Below are 25758 nucleotides of genomic sequence, written 5' to 3' on the forward strand. Positions count from 1 at the left end.
ATGGCGGTGGGCTTCCCCCTCCCACCCGCCGCCATCGCTTCCGTTTTCGCGGCTGGGGAGCCGCGGTCAGATCGGGGTCGGATCCCATTCGTCTACGAATGGGCTCGGACCCCAGATCCAGGGGCAAGAGAAAGACCGGATACGCGACCAGGGCCGCCCTCCCTCCCGCGTCGGTCGTGCAAGGAGAGAGGCACGGCCGTCCCGGCCCTGTACGTGTCCGGTGCAACAGCCACGGCCATCACCCTGATGGCCGCTGGTTGCCTGATGCCAACGCGCGCTGGCGCGCTGGCCCCATCCACCATCGGGACATGCGCATGAAACTGATCTCCGCCATCATCCGGCCGTTCAAGCTCGACGAGGTCCGCGAGGCCTTGTCCGACGCGGGCGTGTCGGGCATCACCGTGACCGAAGTGAAAGGCTTCGGTCGCCAGAAGGGCCACACCGAGCTGTATCGCGGCGCCGAGTACGTCGTCGATTTCCTGCCCAAGATCAAGATCGAAACCGTGGTCACCGACGAGCGTGCCGACGCGGTGATCGAAGCGATCCAGTCGTCTGCAGGCACCGGCAAGATCGGTGACGGCAAGATCTTCGTCACCGCCGTCGAACAGGTCATCCGCATCCGCACCGGCGAAATCGGTGCCGACGCGCTGTAACCCCCTTCCGGAGACTCCCCCATGAAGATGCGCCTTCTCACCGGGTGGCAAGCCCGGTTCCACCTGGTGTGCCTGTTGATGCTGCTCAGCGCGCTGGCTGCCGGTGCCTGGCCGGGCAGTGCCCATGCCCAGGTGCAGGTGTCGCCGCTGCCTAGCGAAAGCGTGGCCGTTGAACCGCTGCAGGATCCGGTTGCCACAGCCGCTGCGCCGGCCGTGGCCGAAGCGGCGGCCGCCTATGATCGCGGCGATGTGGCCTGGATGCTCACCTCCACCCTGCTGGTGCTGTTGATGGTGGTGCCGGGCCTGGCCCTGTTCTACGGCGGCCTGGTGCGTTCGAAGAACGTGCTGTCGGTGCTCAGCCAGATCCTGGTGGTGTTCTCGCTGGTGCTGCTGCTGTGGGTGGCCTATGGCTACAGCGCGGTGTTCAGCGCGGGCAATCCGTTCTTCGGCTCGTTCACTGAATTCGCCTTCCTCAAGGGCTTCACTCCCGAGTCGGTGGGCAACACGCCGATCAAGGGCTTGCCGGATTACTTGTTCGTGGCCTTCCAGTCGACCTTCGCGGGCATCACCACCGCGCTGATCGTTGGTGCCTTCGCCGAACGCATCAAGTTCCGAGCGGTGCTGCTGTTCTCGGCGCTGTGGTTCACCCTCAGCTACATCCCGATGGCGCACATCGTCTGGGGCGGTGGCTATCTGGGTGAGATGGGCGCGATCGATTTCGCCGGTGGCACCGTGGTCCACATCAATGCGGGCGTGGCTGGTCTGGTGGCCGCATGGTTCGTTGGCAAGCGCCTGGGCTATGGCCAGACCGCGCTGAAGCCGCACAACGTGCCGTTCACCTATATCGGCGCGATGCTGCTGTGGGTGGGTTGGTTCGGCTTCAACGCTGGCTCCGCCGCCGCGGCCGATACCGTGGCTTCGCTGGCTTTCCTCAACACCGTGCTGGCCACTGCCGCAGCGGTGCTGGGCTGGACCCTGGTGGAAGCCATCGGCAAGGGCAAGCCGTCGGCGCTGGGCGCGGCCTCGGGTGCGGTGGCCGGCCTGGTCGGCATCACCCCGGCCTGCGGCACCGTCGGCCCGCTCGGCGCGATCGTCATCGGCTTCGTCGCCGGCGTGGTCTGCGTGTGGGGCGTGACCGGCCTGAAGCGCCTGCTGAAGGTGGACGACACCGCCGACGTGTTCGGTGTGCATGGTGTCGGCGGCATCGTCGGCGCGATCCTTACCGGCGTGTTCAGTGCACAGTCGCTGGGCGGCACCAAGGCCGATCTGGATATCGCGCACCAGGTCTGGGTGCAGGTGGTCAGCGTCGGCCTCACCGTGGTGTGGTCGGCGGTGGTGACCACGCTGATCCTGCTGGTGGTGCGCAGCGTGGTCGGCCTGCGCGTGACCGAAGAGGCCGAACGCACCGGCCTGGATGTGACCTCGCACGGCGAATCGGCCTACGAGGCCTGATGCATGACGGGCGGCCCTGCGGGGCCGCCTTTGCGTTTGGTGGCTGCCAGGCAAGCCTGGCACTGCTCCTGCTCTGGTGGGTGCCAGGCTTGCTTGGCACAGGGTCTGGGACTGCTCTGGTGGGTGCCGACCGTTGGTCGGCACAGCTGGTAGCCCATCCACGCATGGCGTGGATCTACCACATCCTCTCTGGTGGGTGCCAAGCTTGCTCGGCACGGCGGCATGCATCATCGCGGCTGATCGCGCACAATCAGGCCATGCACCCGATCCGCACGTCCCTGATGCTCTCGGCCTGCCTGCTGCTGGCCGCCTGCGCCTCCACGCCGCAGGAAACCCGCAACCCGCTCGCCACCTGGGTGCCGTCGCCCAACCAGAACGCGCGCACGCCGGTCATCATCGTCATCCACCACACCGAGCAGAAATCGGTGCAGCAGAGCCTGCACACGCTGCGCACGGCCAACAGTGGTGGACCGGTCAGTGCGCACTACCTGATCGGTGCTGATGGCCATCGCTACCAGCTGGTCGCCGATGAGCGCCGTGCCTGGCACGCCGGGGCCGGGCGCTGGGGCACCATCACCGATCTCAATTCGGCCTCGATCGGCATCGAGCTCGACAACGATGGCCGCAGCCCGTTCAGTGCGGCGCAGATCGAATCGCTGATCGTGCTGCTTCGCGATCTCACTACGCGCCTGAACATTCCGCCGCGCCAGGTGATCGGCCATGCTGACCTGGCGCCAACGCGCAAGCAGGATCCGAGCCGCTTCTTCCCCTGGCAGCAGCTGGCCGAGGCCGGGTTCGGGGTCTGGCCGCGCGCTGCGGATGGTGCTGCGCCGGAAGGCTTCGATGCGTGGAATGCACTGGCCCGCTTCGGCTATCCGCTGGACAACCGCGAAGCCACCGTCGCCGCCTTCCACCGCCGTTTCCGTGGCCGCGACGACTTGCCGAAGACGCTGGATGCCGAGGACGCCCGCATCCTGCATTCACTGCTGCTGCAGACCCCATGAGCCAGTAGTGCCAGCCCATGGCTGGCAGCCTCACTCCATCCCCAGCTCGCTGCGCAGTGCCGCCACATGCGCGCGCCCAACAGGCAACTCGCTGCCGTCGCTCAGCACCAGCCAGTAGCGGCTGCCCGAGGCCGCATGCAGGGTACGCACCTGGCGCAGGTTGACCAGGTAGGAACGATGGCAGCGGACGAAATCCGCAGGCAGCACGCTGGCCAGCGCGGCCAGGGATTTGTCATGCAGTTCACTGCCACCGTCGCGCAGGCGCACCTGGCTGTAGTCGCCGTCGGCGCGTATCCACAGCACGTCCGCCAGTTCGACGGTCGCTGTACCCTGCGCACGCCAGATGCCCAGATACCGCGCGCGACCGGCGCGGACGCCACCGGTATCGAGCAGGCGTTCCAGCGCCTGGGCAAGGCGCTCGCGTGAGAAGGGCTTGGGTACGAAGTCGAGTACGCCGTGTTCGAACGCCTGCAATGCGCGCTCGCGGTGTGCCGACACCACCACGCACTGGTAGCGCCCGGCCACGGCGCGGCGCAGCAGCTCGAAGCCATCGTCGCCGCCAAGGTTGAGGTCCAGCAGCAGGCCGTCGTAGACGCTGCGCTGCAAGCGGTCGCCGGCCGCTTCCAGATCGGCCACCGCATCGAAACGCGCCCGTGCACCGGCCACCTCGCCGCACAGGCGCAGGAGGCGCTGTCGCACCAGCGGCTCGTCCTCGACGATCAGGATGCGCATGTCAGCTCGATCCGGCCGCACCAGTGGTCACCGTCGATGCCCTGCACGAAGCTCCAGCCGGCGGGGCTGGCTGCCGCCAGACTGGCCTCGATGTAGCGCGTGCCGGTGCCACGTCCGCGATGCGGGGCCGAGCCTCGCGCACTGTGCAGTTCCAGTATCCAGCGCGCGTTGTCGCGCTGCACGCGCAGGCGGAAAGGGTGCAGTGCACAGGCGACAGCACCGGCATGGGTCAGTGCATTTTCCACCTGCGCATGCAGGATGCCGGGCGGCAACGAAATCGCCGCATCCTCGCCCTCGACGTCCAGCATCATGCGCCGGTCCAGAGCAAGACCGACGATATCCAGATGGCTGCGGCACAACGCCAACTCGTCCTGCAGGGGTACGCTCTGGCGGCTGCTGCTGTCGCGCAGGCGATCGAACTGATCAGCCAATGACTCCACCAGGCGGCTGGCGCGCATCGGCGACTGTTCGATCAGCTCCTGCAGGCAGGTCAGCGTGTTCATCAGCCAATGCGGCTGGATACCCCGTTGCAACAACTGCAACGACAGCTGCGCGCGTTCTTCGCGCAGCCGGGCGTTGTGCCGGTCTAGCGCCTGCAACTGGGCAGCGTGGCGCAGTAGCAGGAACACCATCAGCACCGCCAGCAGCAGGAAGTAAGGGCCATCAAGGAAGGCGCCGCGTGCGACCAGCAGCGCGAGCAGGCCGGCAGACAGCAGCGCCAGGATCGGCCATCGGTCTTCCTGCCCCGCAGGCGTGCGCAGCAGCACCCACACCGAGGCGAGCAGGCTCAACAGCAGCACCGCCGCTGAGCGGGTGTCGAAGCCGGGCAATGCGATGGCCGCGGCCATGATCAGCGCCAGATAGATGAAACCACTTGCCTTGGGCACGACCACCTCGAAGCGACGCACAAGATAGGCTGGCAGCAGCACGGCCGCGATGACATGCAGTGCAAGCAGCGCGACCAGGCGAACGCCGTGCCACGGGTAGGTGTAGCCCAGCAGTGATCGCCACGCCTCGACCGCGGGCAGTGCAAGTCCCACCACCCCCAGCGCCAGCAGCAGCCGCGCGCCGGGTTTGTGCGCCTGTCCCCGCAGCACGGCCAGGAAGTACAGGCACGCTGCCGCCAGCGCACCGGTGGCGAACGCGGCGATCAGCCACGGCAGGATCACCTGGCCGTACAGCACGGCGGCAGGCGCGATCAGTACCATCGCATCGGCACCATGCAGAGCAAAGCGTTGCTGTTGGCTGGACGCAAGCGCCACCAGCTCATCGCTGGCGTTGGCCGAAGGAGGCGGCAGCACGCGGACGATGTCGATGCGTCCCGGCCGCTCTTCTTCGGCGGTACGGCCGACCACGCCATTGCTGATCCACGGTGTGCCATTCCAGTACAGCTGGCTGGCCGCGCGCAGCGACAGTCGCAGGGCGCGGCCGTGATCACCGGCGACAGCCGGCGCAGGCACATGCCAGCGCAGCCAGTACGGGCCGCGCCAGCGCGCCAGCGCGCGTTGGTCCAGTGGCTGCCAAGCCAGGTCCTGCGGCGGTCGCGTCGGCAGGGGGCCGGATGCTCCGAGGTTCGCAGGTGCCATCTCCGCCCCGCGCAGCTGCACCATTCCGGGCGGGGGCGTCGTCGCGATCAGCCACGCGGCGACGGCCGCAAGCAATACAACGAGGACAGCCAGGGTTCGTAGGATCTGCATGGCGGCCATCGTATCGGCTGCGCGGAGACATTGGGCTGCCGTCTGGAGACGTTCGGCAGATGGACGCGCCCGCAGCGCGGCGAGGGAGCAGATGCTGGCGGTGCACATCCTTCCATCGGAGCCCAACATGACCCGCAGCGCCTCTACCTCCGCCGGCCGTTTCCAGGTTCGTCGCCCTGTCGTGGCTGCCACCCTCGCCGTGCTCTGCCTGGCCCTGGCCGCGGCCCTTCCCGCGCAGGCCAGTCCGGCGGCGCTGACATTCGAGCCCTACACACTGCAGACCAAGGGCCATGGCGATATTCCCGCCGAGATCGCCACGCTGGAGGTGCCGCGTCGGCACAGCGAGCCGGACGGTCCGCGCCTGCACCTGAAGGTGGTGCGCCTGCGCGCGACGGCCGGCAATGGCCGCGCGGCACCGGTGGTCTACCTGGCGGGTGGTCCGGGTGGTTCCGGTATCGACACTGCACGGGGTCCGCGCTGGCCTGTGTTCGACCAGGTGCGGCGCGAATCCGACGTGCTGCTGCTCGACCAGCGCGGCGCCGGCCAGTCCGAGCCGCCGCCGGAATGTCCGCATGAAACACGTTTCGACGACGCCCAACCCCTGCAGCGCGATACGGCCCTGGCCGCAGTGCAGGCCACGGCGGCGAAGTGTGTAGCGTTCTGGCGTCAGGCCGGCGTCGATCTCGGCGCTTACACCACGGCCGAGAGTGCCGGTGACCTCGACGACCTGCGGCGCGCGCTGGACGTGCCGAAGATCAGCCTGTGGGGCATGAGCTACGGCACCCATCTGGCCTTGGCCACGGTACGCCTGCATGGTGCCGGTCTGGAGCGCGTGGTGCTGATGGGGTCCGAAGGGCCCGACGATACGCTGAAGCTGCCGCTGAGCAGCGACGCGCTGCTGCAGGAGCTGACAGTGCTTGCGCGCAAAGACGGCTTCGACGATCTCGCCGGATCGGTCACCCGCGTGCTGCAAGCGCTGCGTGAGCAGCCGCGGCAGGGCCGCAGCCACATGCATGCGGGCAAGCAGGTCACCATCGGCCTGTACGACGCGCAGATCGTCATCGCCAACATGCTGGGGCAGCGCATCACCCAGCAATGGCTGCCGTTGGTGCTGCGCGAGGCCGAGCGCGGCAACTACGATCCGCTGGCAGATCTGGTGCTGATCGGGCGCGCCCAGTTCGCACAGTTCCCGGCCATGGGCCTGGCGATGGACGTTGCTTCCGGGCAGAGCCCGCAGCGCCGGGCGCTGGCCGAAGCACAGGCACGCCAGAGCCTGTTCGGCGACGGGCTGAACTTCCCCTTCCCGGCCATCGGCGAAGGCCTCGGCCTGGCCGATCTGGGTGAGGGCTTCCGCCGGCCGCTACACAGTGAGGTGCCGGTGCTGTTCATCAGCGGCACGCTGGATGGACGCACGCCCCCGGCCAATGCCGCTGCACTGCTGCCGGGGTTCAGCAACGGCCACGCGCTGCTGGTGCGCAATGCAAGCCACCACAACGAGCTGTGGACCGGCAACCCCGCCATCGCCCGCAACATCGTCGACTTCCTCGCTGGCCGCGCCGTGAGCGACACCGTGCTGGACGTGCCGCCGCCGGTGTTCGCCACCCACAGCAGTGAGTCGCTGGGCGGCAAGCGATAAGGCCGTCGTGTGGCGCAGGATGCGATCCCGGTCCTGCGCCACGCCCGATTGCACTACATTGGGGCAATGACTGACCTCATCGCCCCCTTCAACCGCACGTGCTGGAGTCTTCTTGCGCTTGCCGTGCTTGCTGGTTGTTCCACCACCGCTCCCCGTACCGGATCCGAAGTGCCGACGGCAGTCACACCGCCGGCGGCCACCTACGCCAAGGTCGCATGGAGCGCACTGCCGCCGGTCTCCGACAGCGATCTGCAGGCCGGCTTCGTTGCCTGGCGCAGCAGCTGCACCCGCCTGAAGAACGATGCAGTCTGGGCCAGACCCTGCGCCACCGCCGCGACGGTGGCGGACAAGGACCCTGCCGCGATCCGCCAGTTCCTGCAGCGCGATTTGGATGTCTATGCACTGCGTGCCGGCGGCCACCAGGCCGACGGGCTCATTACCGGCTACTACGAACCGATCTATCCCGGCAGCCTCACCCGCACGGCCACTGCCACGGTGCCGGTGTACGGCACGCCCGATGATCTGGTGGTGGTGCAGCTGGAGAGCCTCTACCCGGAACTGAAGGGCAAGCGTTTGCGCGGGCGCGTCGAAGGCAAGGTGCTCAAGCCCTATGACGACGCCGGTACCATCGCGGCCAAGGGCGCCAAGGCGCCGGTGCTGGCCTGGCTGACTGATCCGATGGACCTGCAGCTGCTGCAGATCCAGGGATCCGGCCGGGTGCGACTGGGCGATGGCACGCAGGTGCGGCTGGCCTATGCAGAACAGAATGGCCACCCGTACCGCGCCATCGGTCGCTGGCTGGTGGACCAGGGCCAGCTGAAGAAGGAAGACGTCACCATGGACGCCATCCGCACCTGGGCCCGAGCCAATCCCGCACGCGTGCCGGAACTGCTGCGCAGCAATCCCAGCTACGTGTTTTTCGTGCGCAACCCGGACAGCCCGGAAGGTCCACGCGGTTCACTGAATGTGCCGCTCACCGCCGGCTACAGCGTGGCGGTGGATCGCAGCGTGGTGCCGCTGGGCAGCCTGCTGTGGCTGTCCACCACGCGCCCGGACGGCAGCCCGGTGGTGCGCCCGGTGGCCGCGCAGGACACCGGCGGTGCCATCGCCGGTGAAGTGCGCGCCGACCTGTACTGGGGCAGCGGCGATGCCGCCGGCAAGCTGGCCGGCGACATGAAGCAGAAGGGCAACATCTGGATGTTGTGGCCGAAGGGCGTGGCGTTGCCGGCGCCGGCCCAATGAAGCGCTCACCTGCGCGCTGCGAGGTCGGGCGATAATGGCGCCATTCCGAACTTTCCGGCCGCGTCTGCGGCCAGGACCTCTGCAATGACCTACGCAAAGCACAACGCAAAATCCGGCGCGAAATCCGCCGCAAAGAAGTACTACAAGCACTGGGCCGAATCGGGCCTGGGCAAGGGCAACGTGCTGATGGAAGCGCGTGGCGAGAAGATCGTGCGCCAGGTGGAAATCTACGGCACCAAGATGGTCTGGGCCGACGAGCATGCCCACAGCGACGACCGCTTCCTGCTGGCCGACCAGCCGGTGTCGTTCCTGGATTTCGACGAGGACGACGAAATCTCCGCGCGCGAATTCGAAAGCGCCTGGAAGAAGGCCAGGGAAGCCACCGGCTACCCGGTGTAACGCCGGCTGCCCGGGCTCGGATCCCTTTCCGCAGGGAAAGGGCTCTGACCCCGGGGCCAAGGCTCAGGCAGCCGTGTTGTAGGGTTCAATCCGGGCAAGCACGTCGGCCAGCTTTTCCTTGGTCATCGCGGCATCGAAGTCGGCCTGCAGGCCGATCCAGAACTTGTCGGAAACGCCGAAGTAGCGGGACAGGCGCAGCCCGGTGTCCGCAGTGACTGCGCGATCGCCGGAGACGATCTCGCCGATACGGCGTTGTGAGACGCCAATTGCCTTGGCCAGCCGGTATTGGGTGATGCCCAGAGGTTCCAGGAATTCATGCAACAGGATCTCGCCGGGAGCGGGATAGGGGGCGGTTCGCACTCGCGCGACTCCTTCAGTGGTAATCGACAATTTCGACCTCGGCAGGACCTTCCCGAGACCAGACAAAGCACAGCCGGAACTGGTCATTGATGCGGATGCTGTACTGGCCGCGCCGGTCCCCATGCAGCGATTCCAGTCTGTTCGCTGGCGGCAAACGCAGATCCCGCAGATCAGCTGCCACATTGAGCATGGCCAGCTTTCGCAGCGCGGCAGCTTCAATGTGGTGCCATCTCTGCACGCGATGACCTTCAAACAGTGCCTGCGTACGTTTGCAGGCAAATGATTGGATCGGCATATTGATAACGTGTGGCGATAGTATCGTAAGGCGTTAGTATTCCCTCGGCAAGCGTGGCGCGTAATTCCCGGGCGCGACGGCGACGCATTCGATGCGATCTGATGCTGGACCCGCGTTTTGCACTACATTGGTGCAATGTCCGACCCCGCACCCCCGCCGTCCCTCGATGCCCTCGGCACGCCGCTGGCCTGGGCCGGGGCCGATGGCTGCATTGCCGGCTGCAATCCGGCCTTTGCCCGCTGGCTGGGTGTCAGTGTCCGGCGACTGCTGGGCCGGCCGCTGGCCGCACTGGAAGTGCAGGGCGAGGCACTGGCCCATTTCCTGGCCCGCGATGAGCGCGACAGCCTGCGCCTGAACCGGCTGGCGCTGGCGGTGCCCGGCGAGGCCCCGCGCTTTGCCGAGGGCTGGATGAGCCGCCGCGACGATGGCGGCTGGCTGCTGGAGGCGCATCCGGTCGATGAATTCCCCGGGCTGGACCCGACCCAGGCCCTGCCCAGCGCGCTCAGTGCAGCGCTGAAGGGGCTGGCCCACGAGCTGCGCAACCCGCTGGCCGGGCTGAAGGGCGCGGCCCAGCTGCTGGCCCGCCGCGCGGCCCAGCGCGACGCCAGCGAACGCGAGCTGATCGAACTGATCGGCTCGGAGATCGAACGCCTCAATGGCCTGCTCGACCAGCTGCTGTCGCCGGCCCCGGCGGCGCCGCACGCCGAACTGAACATCCATGCCGCGCTGGAGCGCGTGCTGCGCCTGGCCGAGAACGAGGCCGGCTGGGCGGTACGCCTGCAGCGCGACTACGACCCCAGCATTCCCGAATTCCATGGCGACGCCGACCGCCTCACCCAGGCGGTGTGGAACCTGGTGCGCAACGCGATCCAGGCCGGTGCCGGCAGCATCACCCTGCGCACCCGCGTGGAGCATGGCGTGCGCATCGCCGAGCAGCTGCATACGCTGGCGCTGCGCCTGGAGATCGCCGACGACGGCCGTGGGGTGCCCGAGGAACTGGCCGAACACCTGTTCCTGCCTTTGGTGAGTGGCCGCGCCGAAGGCACCGGGCTGGGCCTGGCGCTGGCCCAGCAGGTCGCGCGCGAGCATCGTGGCACGCTGACCTACCGCTCGCGCCCGGGCCATACCGTGTTCACCCTGCTGCTGCCGATCGTCAGTGGCGCCGCCCCGGCCGAGGAGGCCCCGCGCGATGTCTGAGTCTTCTTCGTCCCCGCAGCGCATCTGGGTGGTCGATGACGATCGTGCCGTGCGCTTCGTGCTGTGCACCGCGCTGCGCGAGGCGGGCTACCAGGTCGTCGATTTCGACAGCGCTGCGCCCGCGTTGCAGGCATTGAACGAAGGCCCGCCGCCAGCGTTGCTGTTCACCGATGTACGCATGCCCGGCGACGACGGCCTGGTGCTGCTGGACAAGCTCAAGGCCGCGCTGCCGCAGCTGCCGGTGGTGGTGATGTCCGCCTACACCGATGTGGCCAGCACGGCGGGGGCATTCCGCGGTGGCGCGCATGAGTTCCTGTCCAAGCCGTTTGATTTGGACGATGCGGTGGCGCTGGCACAGCGCGTGCTGCCGGCTGTGGCACCGGCACTGGCCGCGCCCACGCCTGCCGCCGAAACGCACAGCGACCAGCCGCCGCAACTGGTGGGCGATACCCCGCCGATGCGCGCGCTGTTCCGCGCCATCGGTCGCCTGGCACAGGCGCCGTTGGCGGTGCTGATCACCGGCGAGACCGGCACCGGCAAGGAACTGGTGGCCAATGCGCTGCATCGCGAATCGCCGCGCGCGCAGGGGCCGTTCGTCGCGCTCAATACCGCTGCAATCCCGTCAGAGCTGCTGGAAAGCGAGTTGTTCGGCCACGAGGCTGGTGCCTTCACCGGCGCGCAGCGCCGCCATATCGGCCGCTTCGAGCAGGCCAACGGCGGCACCCTGTTCCTTGATGAAATCGGCGACATGCCGTTGCCGTTGCAGACGCGCCTGCTGCGCGTGCTGGCGCAGGGCGAGTTCTTCCGCGTGGGTGGCCGTGAACTGATCCGCGTCGACGTGCGCGTGGTTGCCGCCACCCATCAGGATCTGGAAGGGCTGGTTGCACAGGGGAAGTTCCGTGCCGACCTGCTGCACCGCCTGGATGTGGTGCGCCTGCAGCTGCCGCCGCTGCGCGAGCGCCGCGAGGACATCGCGCAACTGGCCAGCACCTTCCTGGCCGCCGCCGCACGCAAGCTGGATACGCCGCCGAAGCGCCTGACCGCTGCCGCACTGCAGGCGCTGCGCGAACACGACTGGCCGGGCAACGTGCGCGAACTGGAAAACGTGTGCTGGCGGATGGCGGCGTTGGCCGCCGCCGACACCATCGGCGTGGCCGACGTCGATACCGCGCTCAACCGCACGCGCGGCCGTCGCAGCAGCACCAGCGGTGCCGATCCAGGCCAGTGGGAAGCGCTGCTGGCCGAATGGGCACGCCGTCAGCTGGCCGAAGGCGTGGAAGGGCTGCACGCGCAGGTGCGCGAGCGGGTCGACCATGCCCTGCTGGAGGCCGCGCTGCAGATCACCCATGGCCGTCGTGCCGAAGCCGCTGCCCGCCTGGGCCTGGGCCGCAATACCCTTACCCGCAAACTGGGCGCTGGCCGCCGCCGCGGGGGCCATTGAACGGTCCCTGCACGCGATCCTCGCGCCCGCTTGCCGAACCGTTGATCGTTCATGGACGATGCCGTCCGTAGTGTCACCTGCAAGGAGTCTTCGATGCGTCTGTCCTTTGCCATCCTGCCGTTGTCCGCCGCCGTGCTGCTGTCTGCCTGTGGCAGTGCGCCGAAGAAGGCCGAGCCCACCCCGCCGCCACCGACCGTGGTCAGCGCCGCGAAACAGGGTGAGGCCAATCTCTCGCCGGCCTCGGCCAGTATCGTCAGTGGCCGCATCGCGCTGATGGTGGAGCCCGGTGGCCTCCACATCACCGGCCTGATCGGTGGCCTGCAGCCGATGCAGCAGGCCGGCTTCCACATCCATGAGCGCGGCGACTGCAGCGCGGTGGATGCCAGCAGTGCCGGCAATCACTTCAATCCCGGTGGCGCTGCGCATGGCCGCGCCGGCACCGGCAAGCACCACCTGGGCGACATGGACAATCTGCGTGCCGACGCCCAGGGCCGCGCCAACGTCGATATCCACCTCAAGGGCGTTACCCTTGGCGGAGGCGCCGCCACCGATATCGCCGGACGTGCACTGGTCGTGCATGCCAACGCCGACGACTATCGCAGCCAGCCCGCCGGCAATGCCGGCGTCCGCATCGCCTGTGGCGTGATCCGGGTTGTCCGCTGATCACTGCAGGCATCATCCAGGGAGAGATTCCATGCGTTTGATCCACACGTCGCTGTTCGCAGCCATTGCTGCACTGGGCCTGGCGGCCTGCAACCAGCAGCCGGCCGCGCCGCAGGCTGAAACCCCGCCGGCCGCACCGGCCGACGGCGCCACCACCGAACCGGCCGCAACGCCGGCGCCGGCCGCTGCAGCGGCCACCGATGCCACCGCCACCGCCGAACTGGCACCGACCCAGGGCAACGAGACCAAGGGCAGCGTCACCTTCAAGGTGGTTGACGGCAAGGTCCACGTGACCGGCCAGATCAGCGGCCTGAAGCCGGGCAGCGAGCACGGCTTCCACATCCACGAGAAGGGCGACTGCAGCGCCCCGGACGGCATGAGCGCCGGTGGCCACTTCAACCCGGGCAAGCAGGATCACGGCAGTGTGTCCGCTGATCCGCATCACGGTGGCGACATGCCCAACATCAAGGCCGACGACAAGGGCGTGGCCACCATCGACGGCCCGGTGTCGAGCAACGTCAACATCGGCAAGGGTGATGACTTCGACATCATCGGCCGCGGCCTGATCGTCCACGCCGACGCGGACGACTACACGACCCAGCCGACCGGCAACGCCGGCGCGCGCCTGGCATGTGCGGTGATCCAGAAGGCCCCGTAAGGGCGCTTTTGCTGGAAACGGAAAACGCCGGCGCAAGCCGGCGTTTTTATTTGCATCGCTTTCTGTAGAGCCGAGCCCATGCTCGGCTGTGCTTCCGGCGGCCTGAGCCGAGCATGGGCTCGGCTCTACAGCAATACGCACGGCGGTCGCGCCCCGGCGAAACGCAATTGCACGGTAGCGCCGGGCCATACCCGGCGGCGCGCATCCGCAGATCAGCGCGCCAGCAGCTCGCGCGCGTCCTGCCCGGCCTCGCAGTGCACGAACAACACCGGCACGCCATGTGCTTCCAGCACGGCGGCCATCTGCCGCTGGCGCATCAGGAACTGCTCGTAGATGCCCTTCAGGCGGTCGCAGTCGTTCTTGCCATGATCGTAGTGCGCGCACCAGCCGGCCGGGTCGAACAGCGCCATGCGTGCTTCGCCATGGGTATAGCGCAGCAGCGGCTCGGGTGCGGCGTTGAGCCACTCGTCCTCACCCGGCGCCATGATCGCGGTCTCGATCAGCGGCCACAGCGCGGCCAGGCCCTGGTTGTCGTACTGCATCGACATCATCGCGGCCAGGTCGTTCACGGTGAAATAGCGCGCGTGCTCGATGCGCGCACCGAAGGTGTTCTGCGCCATCAACGCGGTGTCGGCATGCGCCATGCCGTTGGCCAGCAGCGTCTCTTCCAGCGCCTCGGCCACCGCATTGGTGGTGGCCACGTCACTGCCGGTCAGCAGGAACGGCACCACACGCAGGCCGCCGCCCACCAGGCTGGCATCGGCCTGGAACGGCAGTGGCACGTCACCCTGGGCGTCGGTACCGAAGGCCAGCAGGCGCGGGCCCTGGTTGCGGCCCGGTGCACGCATCTGCAGTTCTTCCAGCCGGCGATGGATCGGCCAGCCCGGGCGCAGCACTTCGGCCGGGTCGAAATGGGCGGCGGCGAACACCAGATCCAGCTCGGCCACCTGCGGCACCAGCTTGGACAGGTCGCGGCCGACGCGATCGGCCAGTTCACCGGCCTGTTCGGCGCTGAGTACCGCCTGGCGGGGGATTTCGCCGCCGGCCAGTTCCAGGGCCAGCACGCCAAGGGCATTCATCGCGGGGTCGGGTTTGCTCATGGTTCCACGGTTGGCCCATCACAGGGCGGCAGCTACACTTGGCTCCATTATGCCTGCTCCGTCGTGCAGGCCATGTTGCAGACACCCTCATCCATGCCAGGTATCTCCATGCCCAACGCTCGTCCCGTCGCCATCCTCGGTGGCGTCCGCATTCCGTTCTGCCGCCAGAACACCGCGTATTCGGATGTCGGCAACCTCGGCATGTCGGTCCGTACGCTGGGCGCGCTGGTCGAACGGTTCGGCCTGCACGGCCAGCAGCTCGGTGAAGTGGCGATGGGTGCGGTGATCAAGCACTCCAGCGACTGGAACCTGGGCCGCGAAGCCACGCTGTCCTCCGGCCTGTCGCCGCTGACCCCGGGCATCACCCTGCAGCGCGCCTGTGGTACTTCGCTGGACAGCATCATCACCGTTGCCAACAAGATCGCGCTGGGCCAGATCGAATCGGGCATCGGCGGCGGTTCCGATACCACGTCCGACGTGCCGATCGTCTACGGCAAGAAGCTGCGTGCGCGCCTGCTGGCTGCCAACCGTGCCAAGAGCACCGGCGACAAGATCCGCGCGTTGACCGCCGGCTTCAAGTTCTCCGAACTGAAGCCCGAGTTCCCGGGCGTGGCCGAGCCGCGCACCGGCAAGAGCATGGGTGACCATTGCGAGGACATGGCCAAGGAGTGGAACATCTCGCGCGACTCGCAGGACGAGTGGGCGGTGTCGTCGCACAAGAAGCTGGCTGCCGCTTATGAGCGTGGCTTCTTCAACGACCTGATCGCACCGTTCCGCGGCGTCGAGCGCGACAACATCCTGCGCCCGGATACCTCGCTGGAAAAGCTGGCCACGCTGAAGCCGGCCTTCGACAAGGTCTCCGGCCGTGGCACGCTCACCGCCGCCAACTCCACCCCGCTGACCGACGGCGCCGCCGCCGTGCTGCTGGCCAGCGAAGAGTGGGCACGTGCGCACGGCCATGAGCCGCAGGCCTATCTGCGCGATGCGCATGTCTCTGCGGTGGACTTCGTGCATGGCGAGGGCCTGCTGATGGCACCGACCGTGGCTGTACCGGAGATGCTCAAGCGCAATGGCCTGACCCTGCAGGACTTCGACATCTACGAGATCCACGAAGCCTTCGCCGCGCAGGTGCTGTGCACCCTGCGTGCGTGGGAGAGCGAGGACTACTGCCGCAACCGCCTGGGTCTGGATGCACCGATGGGGCGCATCGACCCGGACAAGATCAACCTGCTGGGTTCGTCGCTGGCCACCGGCCATCCGTTTGCCGCCACCGGCGCCCGCGTGATTGCTACGGCCGCCAAGCAGCTGGCCGAACGCGGCGGCGGCCGCGCGCTGGTGTCGATCTGCACCGCCGGCGGCATGGGCGTGGTGGCGATCGTCGAACGCTGATCGCATCCATCGGTGGGTGCCGACCGTTGGTCGGCACGATCCGGCCGACACTCCTGGAACTGAAAACGCCGCCCGATGGGCGGCGTTTTCGTTGGTTGCTCCGGTGGGTGCCGACCGTTGGTCGGCACACCTCAGCCATGCTTACGGCAACCGCGGATTACCGAATTCGTCGCGTTCTTCGTTGGCGTCATACACCGGCGGCTGCACTGCGATCGGCTGCTCCTCCACCGTGGCACGTGCAGGTGCCTCAATGCCGCGCACCAGCTCCACGCTGTCCTCGCCGCGCTGCAGTCGCAGCGCATTGGCCAGGCACTGCGCGGCCAGCGCGTGCTCGCCACGCTGCGCGAACAGCTCACCCAGTGCCTCCCACGCCTGGGCACCGGCGCCGACGGCGATGGCCTCATGCAGGAACGCATCGGCGGCATCCCACTGCTGCTGGGCCAGGGCCACGCGGCCCTGTGCCAGGCGCAGCGCGGCCGACTCGTCATGCACGTTGCGCCAGCGCGCCAGGTTGCTCTGGCGGGTGGCCAGGCGCTCGGCCGGCAGGCGGCCATACAGCGCCACCAGTTCGTCGTCCCAGCGATGGTCCAGGGCCTGTTCCAGCGCCAGCAGCGCCGGCTCGTCCCAGTTCAGGGCTACCGCGCGGCTGGCATAGGCGCCAACCACGTCCGGGGTGGGGCGCAGCGCCTTCGGCGTGGCTTCCCATTGCGCGGCCAGCGCGTTGACGTCGGCCGCTTCCAGCAGCGCCTGTGCGGCCAGGCGTGCTTCCAGTTCGCTGTTGGCGTCGGCCGGCAGCACCTTGCTCTGCCGCAGTGCACCCAGCTGGCCGTACGCCTCGTGGGCGCGGCCGGCCTGTGCCAGTGCTTCGGTGCGCAGCCACAGGCCGCGCGGCGGCAGCGGCTGGATCGCCGCCACGTCCAATGCGTTGATCGCATCCACCGGCAGATCGCGCGCCAGCAGCTGTTCGGCGCGCAGCAGCGCCTGCAGGGTGGCATCGCTTTCGCCCAGGCGCTGCAGCAGCGCTTCACCGGCGGGGCCGTCGGCACGCGCCTGCGCACTGCGCACGGCGTTGGCCAGCGCCACCGCGCTCACTTCCGGATCCTTGGCGGCGCCGTCCAGCAGCTTCTCGGCACGCTGCCACTGGCCGTGCTCATAGGCCTGCAGGCCGTCGATCAGGCGCACCCGGCCCTGCTTGCGGCGGTAGCGGCCCCAGGCGCGGAACGGTGCAGCGATCAGGCTCCACAGCAGCCACAGTACCAGCACCGCGATCACCGACAGCAGCGCCACCTTGGGCAGGTTGCTGTGGTAGTCGTAGCCGCCGTAGCGCAGGGTCACTTCGCCGAAGCGGTTGAGGTCATCGGCGCCGAGCCATTGCGCGGCAACCACGCCGATGGCCACGGCCAGCAACAGCACGACCAGGGATTGCAGGGGTTTCATGCGGGGTTACCTCCGGTCGGTCTGGGTGCGCAGTTGCTGCAGGGTGCTGCCAAGAACGGCGTTGCTGGCCTGCAGCGGAAGTTCGCGCAAGGCTTTCAGTTCAGCACGTTGCGCGCGCAGGGCCGGTGAATCCGGCCAGCGCCGTTGCGCCCAATGCTCCACGCGTGCCAGCGCAGTATCGCGGCCGGTGCGGTCGCCACGTTCGATCGCGGCGCGCGCCAGGGTCAGTTCCAGTTGCAGTGCATCGTCTGCATTGCGGCGCTCGGCGGCCGTCAGCGGACCGTTCTGGCGGCTGGGGCTGATGTCCACGAACGGGGCCAGCGTGGCCTGCCACCAGGGCTTGCCGGCGCCGGGCGCGCTGCCGCCTGCTACCTGCGAGGGCAGGCCCTGCAGGGCTTTGGCCAGGCCATCCAGGCGCTGCAGCGATTGCGCGCGCGGGCCGGCACCAAGGGAATCCAGTGCATCGCGCTCCTGCACCAGGGCCTGGCGCAGATTCAGTCCGTCACTGTCGGGCAGATCGGCCAACGCGGTAGCGGCCTGTGCATACAGGCGGCGTGCGCCTTCCACGTCGTCGGCGTAGTTCAGTCGCTGTGCCGCCTGGGTCAACAGCAGCTCGGCCTCATCGCGCTGTACCGCCTGGCGGCCCTGGTTGGCGCTGTCGGCCAGCTTGGCCAGGTTCTCTTCCAGCAATGCACTGCGCTGCGAAAGGCCCAGCATCTCGTCGCGCAGCACGCGGTTGGTGGTCGCCGCATCCTGCAGGCGCTGGCTGGTCGCGCGCTGGTCGCGGCGCAATGCATCCAGCGTCGCCTGTAGGCCCTGCAGCTGCACGGCCGTGGTCTGTGCCTGCGCTTCCTGTTCGTGCTGTTGCTGTTGCCAGACGTACCAGCCGGCATAGCCGCCCACGCCAAGCACGACCACCCCGGCCAGCGGCAACAGCCAGCGCACGGGTCGACGGGGCGGGGAAACGGGCGGAGTCTCGTTCATGGGGCTTCCTTGTCGGCAACGTCGCCGGTCAGGTTCCGGCAGGCCGCGTTGTGCACAGCATCACTGTTGCCGACCACAGCGGCAAGCGTGACTCACGTCCCTGTTCAGGTCGCTGCCGGGACGGTGAGCGTGGCGTGTGCAGCGGCCACCAGTTGTGCCGTGGTGGGCCCGGCCGCGCGCACCACGCGTTGCAGCCCCAATGCGTGCGCCTGTTCGCCGAGCCGTTCGCTGGCCACGACCACGGTGGCGTGTGCCTGAAAGCGTTGCTGCAATGCCGGCGGAAGCTGCTGCCAGAAATGCAGCAACGCCTCACCACTGCTGACCGCCAGCACCCACGGCTGCGCTGAATACGCCAATCGAGCCAGCGTGCGGGGCGACAGGCGCAGCAGGTAGCGCTGATAGACATCGGCACGTTCGATCGTGGCGCCGGCGGCCTGCAGGTGTGCAGCAATCAGGCCGCGCCCGCCGGGGGCGGTGACCAGTCCGATGCGCAGGCCCTGCACCTCGGCCAGCACCGGCAGCGCCAGCAGGCCCTCGCTGTCCATCCGCTGCGGTGCATGTACCTCGGCGACGCCCTGCGCCCGCAGCGCGCGCGCGGTGCCTTCGCCCACGGTCAGCCACGGGCTGCGTTGCGCCTCGGCCAGTGGCAGCAGGGTGGCGGCCGCGGTAACGGCGGCCGGGCTGGTGAACACCACCCGATCGCAGTTCAGCGCGCGTTGCAGCTGACGCACCACTGGCGTGCCGTTCAGGCGCTGCAGGCGCCAGGGCGGCAGGGCCACCACATGCCCGCCCAGCCCAGCAACGGCGCGGCGCAGCGCGGAATTCTGGCCCTGCGGTCGCAGCGAAATGAAGGTCCAGCCCGGCTCGGAACCGGCGGCGCCAGTGGGTATCGTATGGTCGGCCATTGCCTGCATTATGCGGGCCCTTCGTTGTCGTGGTCTCTGCTCCGATGTCCGTTGATGCTCTGACTTCCTCGCTGGCCGCCCTGCAGGACGTGCTGGACTGCATGCCGGCGGTCCGCGCCATGCAGATCCAGCTCGACGGCTATGCCGATGGCGTGCTGCGCATCACCGCGCCGCTGGCCGCCAACGTCAACGACAAGGGCAACGCCTTCGGTGGCAGCCTGGCCTCGGTGCTGACCCTGTCGGGCTGGGCACTGGTCAGCCTGCGCCTGCGCCTGGCCGGCCACGATGCCGAGGTCTACGTGGCCGACAGCAACCTGCACTACCTGGCGCCGGTCTACGAAGACCTGCACGCCCACGCCGAAGCGGCCGAAGCCACCGGCTGGGACGCTTTCCTGAACACCTTCCGGCAGCGCCGCAAAGCCCGCATCAGCATCATCGCCACCCAGCCCGGTGCCGATGGCAAGCCCGCCGCCGAGTTCAGCGGTCGCTTCGTTGCCTTCGCCAAAGGGTAGGATGGCAGGCTGACGTTCTGGGGAAACCACCGATGCGCCGCCTCATCCAGTTCCTGATGTGTTCCCTGCTGCTGGTCAGCGCCGTAGCGTCGGCCGACGACCTCAGCCGCAAGCAGCGCAAGCTGCTGGAAGAGACCCAGATCGCCTACGGCGCCACCATCCGCTGGGGCAGCATGGACGATGCGATCGGCTATCTGGACCCCAAGCTGCGCAAGGAAAAGCCGCCCACCGAGTTCGAGCTCAACCGCTACGCGCAGCTGCGCGTGTCGTCCTACCGCGAGCGCAGCAGCGCCTCGCTGGACGGTGGCCTGGTCGAGCGCCGGGTCGAAATCGGGGTGATCAACCAGAACACCCAGGCCGAACGCACCGTGGTGGTGGTCGAGCGCTGGCGCTGGGATGCCGAGGCCAAGCGCTGGTGGCAGACGGCCGGCCTGCCGGACCTGTGGAAGGGGCAGTGACGGGCCGCGTCCGGCTTGTGCGACAATCGGCGCCCGCTTAATCGACCCGTGACCTGAGTGAATTACGAAGAGTTGCTGGCCTTTGCAGGCCGAAACCCGATGCTGTCCGCGGCCCTGGTCGGCCTGACCGTGGCCATCATCGTCACCGAGATCCGCCGCCTGTTCCGGGGCTTCAAGGGCATCAAGCCCGCCGAACTGACCCAGCTGATGAACGCGGGCGGCACGGTGGTGGTCGACCTGTCGGCCAGCGGTGACTTCGAGAAGGGCCACATTGCCGGCAGCCGCAACGCCCAGGCCAGTGCCTTCGGCCCGGACAACAAGCTGGTGGCCAACGCCAAGCAGTCGTCGGTGGTGCTGGTGTGCCGCAGCGGCAACGCTTCGGAAACCGCCGCCAAGGCGCTGAAGAAGGCCGGTTTCGAGAAGGTCTACGTGCTCGACGGCGGCATTCCCGCCTGGCAGCAGGCCGAGCTGCCGCTGGTCAAGGGCCGCAACTGATTGCCGCAGGTGGCGGATCCGGCCTTGTATGGGCCTGATCCCGCCCCCATCGCAGTGGTTCGACCATCGTTTTCATTGCATTCATTGGAGTTACTGGAAATGTCCGAAGAGATCACCAACGGCGCCGCTGCGCCGGTCGATGCCGCCACCGGCCCCGCTTTCACCGTCGAGAAGATCTACGTCAAGGACGTCTCCTTCGAGTCGCCGAACGCTCCGACCATCTTCAATGACCAGGTGCAGCCGGAGCTGCAGCTGAACCTGAACCAGCAGGTGCAGCGCCTGGGTGAGAACGCCTTCGAAGTCGTGCTGGCCGTGACCCTGACCTGCCAGGCCGGTGAGCGCACCGCCTACGTGGCCGAAGTGAAGCAGGCCGGCGTGTTCGGCCTGGTCGGCCTGGACCCGCAGTCGATCGACGTGCTGCTCGGCACCCAGTGCCCGAACATCCTGTTCCCGTACGTGCGCCAGCTGGTCAGCGACCTGATCCAGGCCGGCGGCTTCCCGCCGTTCTTCCTGCAGCCGATCAACTTCGAAGGCCTGTACGCAGAAACCCTGCGCCAGCGCCAGGAGCAGGGCGACGCACCGTCGCTGGCTGACTCCGAGCCGGCTGGCAACGCCTGATTCCTGCCGCGACGTCACGGATGAGCACTCCCGCTGACAAGATCGCCGTGCTTGGCGCCGGTTCCTGGGGAACCGCGCTGGCCAGCCTGCTCGCACGGCACGGTCACCCGACCGTGCTGTGGGGGCGCGACGCTGCCGTGGTCGAAGCCATCGACCAGCGCCACGAGAACCCGCGTTACCTGCCGGGCATCCCGCTGCCGGACAGCCTGCGTGCCACCACCGACCTGGCGTCGGCGGTGGAGGGCGCGGCCTGGATCCTGGTGGTGACCCCGTCGCACGCCTTCGGTGAAACCGTGCGTGCGCTGGCGCCGCTGCGTCCGGCCGGTGCCGGCGTGGCTTGGGCCACCAAGGGCTTCGAGCCCGGTTCGGGCCGCTTCCTGCATGAAGTGGCGCGCGAAGTGCTGGGCGAGGACGTGCCGCTGGCCGTCGTCACCGGACCGTCGTTCGCCAAGGAAGTGACCCAGGGCCTGCCGACCGCGATCACCGTGCACGGCGACGTGCCCGAGTTCGCGCAGACGGTGGCCGAAGCGATGCATGGCCCAGCGTTCCGCGCCTACACCGGCGACGACATGGTCGGTGCCGAGCTGGGCGGTGCGATGAAGAACGTGCTGGCCGTGGCCACCGGCGTGGCCGATGGCATGCAGTTGGGCCTGAACGCCCGTGCCGGCCTGATCACCCGTGGCCTCAACGAGATGCTGCGCCTGGCCGCTGCCATCGGTGCCAAGCCGGAAACGCTGATGGGCCTGGCGGGCCTGGGCGACCTGGTGCTGACCTGCACCGGCGACCTGTCGCGCAACCGCCGCCTGGGCCTGGCCCTGGGCCGTGGCCAGACGCTGCAGGATGCCGTGCGCGAAATCGGCCAGGTGGTCGAGTCGGTGCAGACCGCCGACGAAGTGATGCGACAGGCACGCCGCCATGGCATCGACCTGCCGATCTCCGACCGCGTGCGTGCCGTGCTGCACGGCGAGCAGACACCGGAAGAAGGACTGCGCGCGCTGCTGGCGCGGGAACAGAAACCGGAGTACCCGGACACGCTGTTCAAGTGAATCGAAAAACCCCGGCCACGCGCCGGGGTTTTTTGTGCGCGCCCCATCCACGCATAGCGTGGATCTAGGACGGAACCCGCTTCTGGTAGCTGCCAACCTTGGTTGGCGCCCGGTAGCGCCGGGCCATGCCCGGCGGCATTCATCACCGCGCGCGCGGCCGCGCGTTGCTGTTGTCCATGTCCGAGAAGATCATCCACGGCCCATTCCCCTCACGCTTCAGCGTGAGCGTGAACTTGCCGGTATCGCCCACGTTGTTGCCGTAGCTGTACGCACCGATGATGTAGCCCGTATTCCCCTCCACCGCATACGCCAACGCACGCAGCCGTAACGGACTGCTGCCCTGGCCGGCATACGCGGCCTCGATCGCGCTGCGGCCGCGCACCGGCGGCTGGTTGCTCTGCAGCACAAAGCCATCTTCGGCGAACAGCGCAGCCAGTGCCTTGGCATCACCGGTGCGCCACGCCTGCTCGTAGTCGCGCAGTACGCGATCCAGCGGTGCGGGCAGGGGGGTATCGGGCAGGCGCGCAGGCGTCGAGCCTTCAGCTCCGAACGCCATTGCGGGCGTTGCCAGCAGCAGGGCACTGCAGAAGATCATGGCGAGTGGTGTACGGCGCATGCGTCCGGCTCCAGGCGATGACGGGAAGCTACGAACGCATCCTAGCGCGGTGCTGGTTAGAATCACGCGGCCGCCAATTCGGCGGATGCAGCGCAGATCAGACAAGGACACGCGATGAAGATGCGAATCACAGGGATGGCGATGATGGCCGCGCTGCTGGCAGCCTGCGGACAGGCACCGGAGAAGACTGGTGAGACTGCACCTGCTGCGGCGACAGCGCCGACCACCGAAGCACCGGCCGCCACGGCCACCGTGGTCGAGAAGGAACCGTCCATCGAAGAAGGCGTGGATCCCGCTGTGTGGGACAACGAAGGCGAACCGGAAGACCCGAGTGCTGGCGGCGAACTCACCTGCAAGGACAACCCGCTGGCGACCCATTTCTTCACCCTGGTCGGCGGCAACACCGTGGACGACTGCGGCCGCAAGGACCCGAAGGTGCTGGCCGCGTTCGATGCGCTGATGAAGGGCACGCAGGACGCCGAATCCACCGACAAGGACATTCCGTCGCTGCGCAAGCGCCTGTTGAGCGGACCCAGCGGCCCTGGCGAGCTGCTGGTGCTGCAGGGCGAGCCGTGGTGGTTCTACACCGCCTGCCAGGCCCACGATTGCCCCGGCACCGCGTTGGCGATGTTGTACTCGCCCGATCAGTCGAAGCTGGTCGGCCGTCTTACCGCGCGCTGCCGTGTGTGGTGGCTGGGCGAGCCGACGGCGGAACAGCGTGCGCAGATCGAACAGCGCCAGCCACTGCAGGATGCCGCGTTGAAGGAAGACAGCGCGCTCTGCGAGTGATGTGGCGCGCTCCGCAGCGCCGGGCCGTGCCCGGTGCTGCAGTGAGCGTTGCTCCCCGTATTACCCTTCCGGCCGCATGCGCGCGCTGACCTGTGCGGCCAGCGACAGGCTGGCCATCATCAGGCCCTCCATCACGCGGTCGCCCACGTACTCCTCGTCGGGTCCGTTCTGGCGCACGCGCTCGGCAGCCAGCAGCATTTCCAGCGCCACGCGCAGCCCGGCCAACGCACAGTCCGCGTCGGCCAGCGCCATGCGGCGCCCTGGCATCTGATGACGTTCGGGCCAGGGCTGGCCGTCGGCGGCCGCGCCCTTGCCGATGCGGTCGAGCGTGGCGATGAAACCGTGCGGATCGTGCGGGTGCGGTGTTTCCGAGGGCGCGTCCGCGTTGGCGGGCACGTACTGCGCGCGCAGGCGGGAGGATTCGGGTGTGCTCATGGCAAGGGCTCCGTGCAGGACAGACGGCAGCCGCCACGCAAAGGTGGCGGGCGGAGACGTGGCTCGAAAACCGGGAGATCACGAACAAGACCGGCAGGCGCAAGGCCTCCACGCTCCGCCCGCCATGGCCGGCAGACGGATTACCGACCGGCGCCACACAAGGTGACGCCGGCCGGCAAGCGCAAAACAACGTTCGTGATCTGACGGGTTTTCGAGTCCCGGCCACCCTTTTCCGGTGGCACGTCATCTGTACCGCCGTCGCTGCGCAACGCCAATCAGACAAGTTGCAAACAGCGTTCGATCGAAGACGCTTTCAGCATTCTTGCATGTTGTTAAGTAGCCGCAGATCGAGGCGCCGCAATGGCCGCAGCGGCTTTGGCAATATGCGACACGGATCGAAGTTGAGGGTGTGGCGTGGGGCTGCATCACCAAGGCAATAACGACAGCGGCACGTCGGATCGGACATCGACACCGCAGGACCACGCTGGCCGCGCGCCTGGTCTGTCAGCGCTCCCCGCGCCTCTCATACCAGCCCTGGGTACGATTCACGATCCGCACCACAGACAGCATCACTGGCACTTCGATCAGCACGCCGACGACTGTGGCCAGCGCAGCCCCCGACTGCACGCCGAATAGCCCCACCGCTGTCGCCACCGCCAGTTCGAAGAAATTGCTGGCGCCAATCAGTGCTGAAGGGCCGGCCACGCAATGTGCCACGCCCAGGCGACGGTTGAGCAGATAGGCCAGGCCCGAGGTGAAATAGACCTGGATCAGGATCGGCACCGCAATCAGTGCGATCACCAGCGGCTGCTTCACGATCTGCTGGCCCTGGAAGCCGAACAGCAGGACCAGTGTGAGCAGCAGCGCACACAGCGAGACGGGCCCAAGCTTGCGAAGCACCCGCTGCAACGCTGCCTCGCCACGACGCATCAGGATCCAGCGCCGCAGCAACGCAGCCACCAGCACCGGCGCCACGATGTAGAGGCCCACCGACAGCAGCAGCGTATCCCACGGCACGGTGATCGCCGACAGGCCCAGCAGCAGTGCAACCACCGGCGCGTAGGCAACCACCATGATCGCGTCGTTCAACGCCACCTGGCTCAGGGTGAAGTTGGCATCGCCACGGCACAGGTTGCTCCACACGAACACCATGGCGGTGCAGGGCGCGGCCGCCAGCAGGATCAGCCCGGCGATGTAGCTGTCGATCTGTGCTGCGGGCAACCAGTCGGCGAAGGCATGGCGCAGGAACAGCCAGCCCAGCAGTGCCATCGAGAATGGCTTGACCGCCCAGTTGATGAACAGCGTTACGCCGATGCCCTTCCAGTGCTGCTGCAACTGGCGCATCGCAGTGAAGTCGACCTTCAGCAGCATCGGGATGATCATCAGCCAGATCAGTACCGCAACCGGCAGGTTGACCTTGGCGATCTCTGCGGATGCCAGCGCGGCAAAAGCGCCGGGCAGGACGTGGCCCAGCAGGGTGCCAGCCGCAATGCACAGCACAACCCACAGGGTCAGGTGTCGCTCGAACAGGCTCATGGCAGTGGC

General features: G+C 68.0%; 28 protein-coding genes. 17 read left to right on the forward strand and 11 right to left on the reverse strand.

Annotated elements, in window-relative coordinates; all coding sequences use genetic code 11:
- The first annotated feature begins 314 nt into the window (after positions 1-314).
- From ACW5IY_RS00525 to ACW5IY_RS00535, 3 genes are all read left to right on the forward strand, one after another.
- Positions 315-653 carry a P-II family nitrogen regulator gene (locus ACW5IY_RS00525; protein WP_004134334.1) on the forward strand — a complete coding sequence of 113 codons (339 nt, stop codon included), beginning with the start codon at positions 315-317 and terminating at the stop codon, positions 651-653.
- Positions 654-674: 21 nt separating this feature from the next.
- Positions 675-2105 (forward strand): ammonium transporter, encoded by a 1431-nt coding sequence (locus ACW5IY_RS00530; protein WP_049435399.1) that lies wholly within the window; start codon positions 675-677, stop codon positions 2103-2105.
- Between the two features lie 257 nt (positions 2106-2362).
- Positions 2363-3109, forward strand: a complete 747-nt coding sequence (locus ACW5IY_RS00535) for an N-acetylmuramoyl-L-alanine amidase (protein WP_049435400.1) — start codon at positions 2363-2365, stop codon at positions 3107-3109.
- 30 nt (positions 3110-3139) lie between these two features.
- On the opposite strand, the gene ACW5IY_RS00540 is transcribed toward ACW5IY_RS00535, so the two are convergent.
- Both ACW5IY_RS00540 and ACW5IY_RS00545 read right to left on the reverse strand, forming a co-directional pair.
- A complete protein-coding gene (locus ACW5IY_RS00540; RefSeq protein WP_043400767.1) occupies positions 3140-3841 on the reverse strand; it encodes a LytR/AlgR family response regulator transcription factor in 702 nt (233 codons plus the stop codon).
- Positions 3829-5538 (reverse strand): histidine kinase, encoded by a 1710-nt coding sequence (locus ACW5IY_RS00545; protein ID WP_049435540.1) that lies wholly within the window; start codon positions 5536-5538, stop codon positions 3829-3831. Before ACW5IY_RS00545 ends, ACW5IY_RS00540 begins: the two co-directional genes overlap by 13 nt.
- Positions 5539-5665: 127 nt before the next feature.
- Here ACW5IY_RS00545 and ACW5IY_RS00550 point away from each other — a divergent pair, with 127 nt between their 5' ends.
- The 3 genes from ACW5IY_RS00550 to ACW5IY_RS00560 all read left to right on the forward strand — a co-directional run bounded on the left by ACW5IY_RS00550 (position 5666) and on the right by ACW5IY_RS00560 (position 8815).
- Positions 5666-7174, forward strand: coding sequence for an alpha/beta hydrolase (locus ACW5IY_RS00550; RefSeq protein ID WP_029550661.1), 1509 nt, complete (start codon positions 5666-5668; stop codon positions 7172-7174).
- 66 nt (positions 7175-7240) lie between these two features.
- Positions 7241-8416, forward strand: coding sequence for an MltA domain-containing protein (gene mltA / locus ACW5IY_RS00555; protein ID WP_049435402.1), 1176 nt, complete (start codon positions 7241-7243; stop codon positions 8414-8416).
- Between the two features lie 84 nt (positions 8417-8500).
- The gene (locus ACW5IY_RS00560) at positions 8501-8815 is read left to right on the forward strand and encodes a hypothetical protein (protein WP_049435403.1); all 315 of its coding nucleotides are present in this window, start codon (positions 8501-8503) and stop codon (positions 8813-8815) included.
- 63 nt (positions 8816-8878) lie between these two features.
- Here the strand turns inward: ACW5IY_RS00560 and ACW5IY_RS00565 are convergent, their stop codons facing one another.
- Both ACW5IY_RS00565 and ACW5IY_RS00570 read right to left on the reverse strand, forming a co-directional pair.
- On the reverse strand, positions 8879-9175 hold the full coding sequence (locus ACW5IY_RS00565; RefSeq protein WP_049435404.1) for a HigA family addiction module antitoxin: 297 nt from the start codon (positions 9173-9175) through the stop codon (positions 8879-8881).
- Between the two features lie 13 nt (positions 9176-9188).
- Complete coding sequence (locus ACW5IY_RS00570; RefSeq protein ID WP_088023182.1) at positions 9189-9470, reverse strand: type II toxin-antitoxin system RelE/ParE family toxin; 282 nt, start codon at positions 9468-9470, stop codon at positions 9189-9191.
- Positions 9471-9605: 135 nt separating this feature from the next.
- On the opposite strand from ACW5IY_RS00570, the gene ACW5IY_RS00575 reads away from it, so the two are divergent.
- From ACW5IY_RS00575 to ACW5IY_RS00590, 4 genes are all read left to right on the forward strand, one after another.
- Positions 9606-10667, forward strand: a complete 1062-nt coding sequence (locus ACW5IY_RS00575; protein ID WP_049435405.1) for a two-component system sensor histidine kinase NtrB — start codon at positions 9606-9608, stop codon at positions 10665-10667.
- Positions 10660-12108, forward strand: coding sequence for a nitrogen regulation protein NR(I) (ntrC, locus tag ACW5IY_RS00580; protein ID WP_049435406.1), 1449 nt, complete (start codon positions 10660-10662; stop codon positions 12106-12108). Before ACW5IY_RS00575 ends, ntrC begins: the two co-directional genes overlap by 8 nt.
- A 93-nt stretch (positions 12109-12201) precedes the next feature.
- Entirely contained in the window at positions 12202-12771 is a 570-nt protein-coding gene (locus ACW5IY_RS00585; protein WP_049435407.1) for a superoxide dismutase family protein, read from the forward strand.
- A gap of 31 nt (positions 12772-12802) precedes the next feature.
- On the forward strand, positions 12803-13429 hold the full coding sequence (locus tag ACW5IY_RS00590; protein ID WP_049435408.1) for a superoxide dismutase family protein: 627 nt from the start codon (positions 12803-12805) through the stop codon (positions 13427-13429).
- A gap of 212 nt (positions 13430-13641) precedes the next feature.
- On the opposite strand, the gene ACW5IY_RS00595 is transcribed toward ACW5IY_RS00590, so the two are convergent.
- Positions 13642-14529 (reverse strand): hypothetical protein, encoded by an 888-nt coding sequence (locus tag ACW5IY_RS00595; RefSeq protein WP_049435410.1) that lies wholly within the window; start codon positions 14527-14529, stop codon positions 13642-13644.
- 93 nt (positions 14530-14622) lie between these two features.
- On the opposite strand from ACW5IY_RS00595, the gene ACW5IY_RS00600 reads away from it, so the two are divergent.
- On the forward strand, positions 14623-15918 hold the full coding sequence (locus tag ACW5IY_RS00600) for an acetyl-CoA C-acetyltransferase (RefSeq protein ID WP_029550824.1): 1296 nt from the start codon (positions 14623-14625) through the stop codon (positions 15916-15918).
- Between the two features lie 141 nt (positions 15919-16059).
- Here the strand turns inward: ACW5IY_RS00600 and ACW5IY_RS00605 are convergent, their stop codons facing one another.
- From ACW5IY_RS00605 to ACW5IY_RS00615, 3 genes are all read right to left on the reverse strand, one after another.
- Complete coding sequence (locus ACW5IY_RS00605; RefSeq protein ID WP_049435412.1) at positions 16060-17355, reverse strand: heme biosynthesis HemY N-terminal domain-containing protein; 1296 nt, start codon at positions 17353-17355, stop codon at positions 16060-16062.
- A gap of 6 nt (positions 17356-17361) precedes the next feature.
- Complete coding sequence (locus tag ACW5IY_RS00610) at positions 17362-18339, reverse strand: uroporphyrinogen-III C-methyltransferase (protein WP_049435414.1); 978 nt, start codon at positions 18337-18339, stop codon at positions 17362-17364.
- Between the two features lie 104 nt (positions 18340-18443).
- On the reverse strand, positions 18444-19253 hold the full coding sequence (locus ACW5IY_RS00615) for a uroporphyrinogen-III synthase (RefSeq protein WP_049435416.1): 810 nt from the start codon (positions 19251-19253) through the stop codon (positions 18444-18446).
- A gap of 35 nt (positions 19254-19288) precedes the next feature.
- Between ACW5IY_RS00615 and ACW5IY_RS00620 the strand changes: the two genes are divergently transcribed.
- The 5 genes from ACW5IY_RS00620 (at position 19289) to ACW5IY_RS00640 (ending at position 22373) form a co-directional block, all read left to right on the forward strand.
- Positions 19289-19756, forward strand: a complete 468-nt coding sequence (locus ACW5IY_RS00620; protein ID WP_049435418.1) for a YiiD C-terminal domain-containing protein — start codon at positions 19289-19291, stop codon at positions 19754-19756.
- A 32-nt stretch (positions 19757-19788) separates the two neighbouring features.
- On the forward strand, positions 19789-20214 hold the full coding sequence (locus tag ACW5IY_RS00625; RefSeq protein WP_019338209.1) for a hypothetical protein: 426 nt from the start codon (positions 19789-19791) through the stop codon (positions 20212-20214).
- 57 nt (positions 20215-20271) lie between these two features.
- Positions 20272-20709 (forward strand): rhodanese-like domain-containing protein, encoded by a 438-nt coding sequence (locus ACW5IY_RS00630; RefSeq protein ID WP_049435420.1) that lies wholly within the window; start codon positions 20272-20274, stop codon positions 20707-20709.
- A gap of 99 nt (positions 20710-20808) precedes the next feature.
- Complete coding sequence (gene secB, locus ACW5IY_RS00635) at positions 20809-21327, forward strand: protein-export chaperone SecB (RefSeq protein WP_004153553.1); 519 nt, start codon at positions 20809-20811, stop codon at positions 21325-21327.
- Positions 21328-21347: 20 nt separating this feature from the next.
- Positions 21348-22373: an NAD(P)H-dependent glycerol-3-phosphate dehydrogenase gene (locus tag ACW5IY_RS00640; RefSeq protein ID WP_010487166.1), complete on the forward strand. Its 1026-nt coding sequence runs from the start codon at positions 21348-21350 to the stop codon at positions 22371-22373.
- Between the two features lie 142 nt (positions 22374-22515).
- Here the strand turns inward: ACW5IY_RS00640 and ACW5IY_RS00645 are convergent, their stop codons facing one another.
- Positions 22516-22968 (reverse strand): nuclear transport factor 2 family protein, encoded by a 453-nt coding sequence (locus ACW5IY_RS00645; RefSeq protein WP_049435422.1) that lies wholly within the window; start codon positions 22966-22968, stop codon positions 22516-22518.
- Positions 22969-23103: 135 nt separating this feature from the next.
- Between ACW5IY_RS00645 and ACW5IY_RS00650 the strand changes: the two genes are divergently transcribed.
- Positions 23104-23778 (forward strand): Ivy family c-type lysozyme inhibitor, encoded by a 675-nt coding sequence (locus tag ACW5IY_RS00650; protein ID WP_049435423.1) that lies wholly within the window; start codon positions 23104-23106, stop codon positions 23776-23778.
- A 60-nt stretch (positions 23779-23838) separates the two neighbouring features.
- On the opposite strand, the gene ACW5IY_RS00655 is transcribed toward ACW5IY_RS00650, so the two are convergent.
- Entirely contained in the window at positions 23839-24213 is a 375-nt protein-coding gene (locus ACW5IY_RS00655) for a hypothetical protein (RefSeq protein WP_100049975.1), read from the reverse strand.
- Between the two features lie 504 nt (positions 24214-24717).
- Positions 24718-25749, reverse strand: a complete 1032-nt coding sequence (gene arsB / locus ACW5IY_RS00660) for an ACR3 family arsenite efflux transporter (protein ID WP_049435424.1) — start codon at positions 25747-25749, stop codon at positions 24718-24720.
- Positions 25750-25758: the final 9 nt, after the last annotated feature.

This window comes from Stenotrophomonas sp. C-A, from assembly GCF_054030835.1.

What these genes read in the sequence shown, in the direction of transcription:
- ACW5IY_RS00625 (WP_019338209.1), top strand. Translation starts at nt 19,789, where the DNA reads ATGCGCCGCCTCATCCAGTTCCTGATGTGTTCCCTGCTGCTGGTCAGC.
- ACW5IY_RS00550 (WP_029550661.1), top strand. Translation starts at nt 5,666, where the DNA reads ATGACCCGCAGCGCCTCTACCTCCGCCGGCCGTTTCCAGGTTCGTCGC.
- mltA (WP_049435402.1), top strand. Translation starts at nt 7,241, where the DNA reads ATGACTGACCTCATCGCCCCCTTCAACCGCACGTGCTGGAGTCTTCTT.
- secB (WP_004153553.1), top strand. Translation starts at nt 20,809, where the DNA reads ATGTCCGAAGAGATCACCAACGGCGCCGCTGCGCCGGTCGATGCCGCC.
- ACW5IY_RS00560 (WP_049435403.1), top strand. Translation starts at nt 8,501, where the DNA reads ATGACCTACGCAAAGCACAACGCAAAATCCGGCGCGAAATCCGCCGCA.
- ACW5IY_RS00525 (WP_004134334.1), top strand. Translation starts at nt 315, where the DNA reads ATGAAACTGATCTCCGCCATCATCCGGCCGTTCAAGCTCGACGAGGTC.
- ACW5IY_RS00535 (WP_049435400.1), top strand. Translation starts at nt 2,363, where the DNA reads ATGCACCCGATCCGCACGTCCCTGATGCTCTCGGCCTGCCTGCTGCTG.
- ACW5IY_RS00610 (WP_049435414.1), bottom strand. Translation starts at nt 18,339, where the DNA reads ATGAACGAGACTCCGCCCGTTTCCCCGCCCCGTCGACCCGTGCGCTGG.
- ACW5IY_RS00585 (WP_049435407.1), top strand. Translation starts at nt 12,202, where the DNA reads ATGCGTCTGTCCTTTGCCATCCTGCCGTTGTCCGCCGCCGTGCTGCTG.
- ACW5IY_RS00545 (WP_049435540.1), bottom strand. Translation starts at nt 5,538, where the DNA reads ATGCAGATCCTACGAACCCTGGCTGTCCTCGTTGTATTGCTTGCGGCC.
- ACW5IY_RS00650 (WP_049435423.1), top strand. Translation starts at nt 23,104, where the DNA reads ATGAAGATGCGAATCACAGGGATGGCGATGATGGCCGCGCTGCTGGCA.
- ntrC (WP_049435406.1), top strand. Translation starts at nt 10,660, where the DNA reads ATGTCTGAGTCTTCTTCGTCCCCGCAGCGCATCTGGGTGGTCGATGAC.
- ACW5IY_RS00640 (WP_010487166.1), top strand. Translation starts at nt 21,348, where the DNA reads ATGAGCACTCCCGCTGACAAGATCGCCGTGCTTGGCGCCGGTTCCTGG.
- ACW5IY_RS00540 (WP_043400767.1), bottom strand. Translation starts at nt 3,841, where the DNA reads ATGCGCATCCTGATCGTCGAGGACGAGCCGCTGGTGCGACAGCGCCTC.
- ACW5IY_RS00595 (WP_049435410.1), bottom strand. Translation starts at nt 14,529, where the DNA reads ATGAGCAAACCCGACCCCGCGATGAATGCCCTTGGCGTGCTGGCCCTG.
- arsB (WP_049435424.1), bottom strand. Translation starts at nt 25,749, where the DNA reads ATGAGCCTGTTCGAGCGACACCTGACCCTGTGGGTTGTGCTGTGCATT.
- ACW5IY_RS00590 (WP_049435408.1), top strand. Translation starts at nt 12,803, where the DNA reads ATGCGTTTGATCCACACGTCGCTGTTCGCAGCCATTGCTGCACTGGGC.
- ACW5IY_RS00530 (WP_049435399.1), top strand. Translation starts at nt 675, where the DNA reads ATGAAGATGCGCCTTCTCACCGGGTGGCAAGCCCGGTTCCACCTGGTG.
- ACW5IY_RS00645 (WP_049435422.1), bottom strand. Translation starts at nt 22,968, where the DNA reads ATGATCTTCTGCAGTGCCCTGCTGCTGGCAACGCCCGCAATGGCGTTC.
- ACW5IY_RS00600 (WP_029550824.1), top strand. Translation starts at nt 14,623, where the DNA reads ATGCCAGGTATCTCCATGCCCAACGCTCGTCCCGTCGCCATCCTCGGT.
- ACW5IY_RS00605 (WP_049435412.1), bottom strand. Translation starts at nt 17,355, where the DNA reads ATGAAACCCCTGCAATCCCTGGTCGTGCTGTTGCTGGCCGTGGCCATC.
- ACW5IY_RS00615 (WP_049435416.1), bottom strand. Translation starts at nt 19,253, where the DNA reads ATGCAGGCAATGGCCGACCATACGATACCCACTGGCGCCGCCGGTTCC.
- ACW5IY_RS00655 (WP_100049975.1), bottom strand. Translation starts at nt 24,213, where the DNA reads ATGAGCACACCCGAATCCTCCCGCCTGCGCGCGCAGTACGTGCCCGCC.
- ACW5IY_RS00620 (WP_049435418.1), top strand. Translation starts at nt 19,289, where the DNA reads ATGTCCGTTGATGCTCTGACTTCCTCGCTGGCCGCCCTGCAGGACGTG.
- ACW5IY_RS00570 (WP_088023182.1), bottom strand. Translation starts at nt 9,470, where the DNA reads ATGCCGATCCAATCATTTGCCTGCAAACGTACGCAGGCACTGTTTGAA.
- ACW5IY_RS00575 (WP_049435405.1), top strand. Translation starts at nt 9,606, where the DNA reads ATGTCCGACCCCGCACCCCCGCCGTCCCTCGATGCCCTCGGCACGCCG.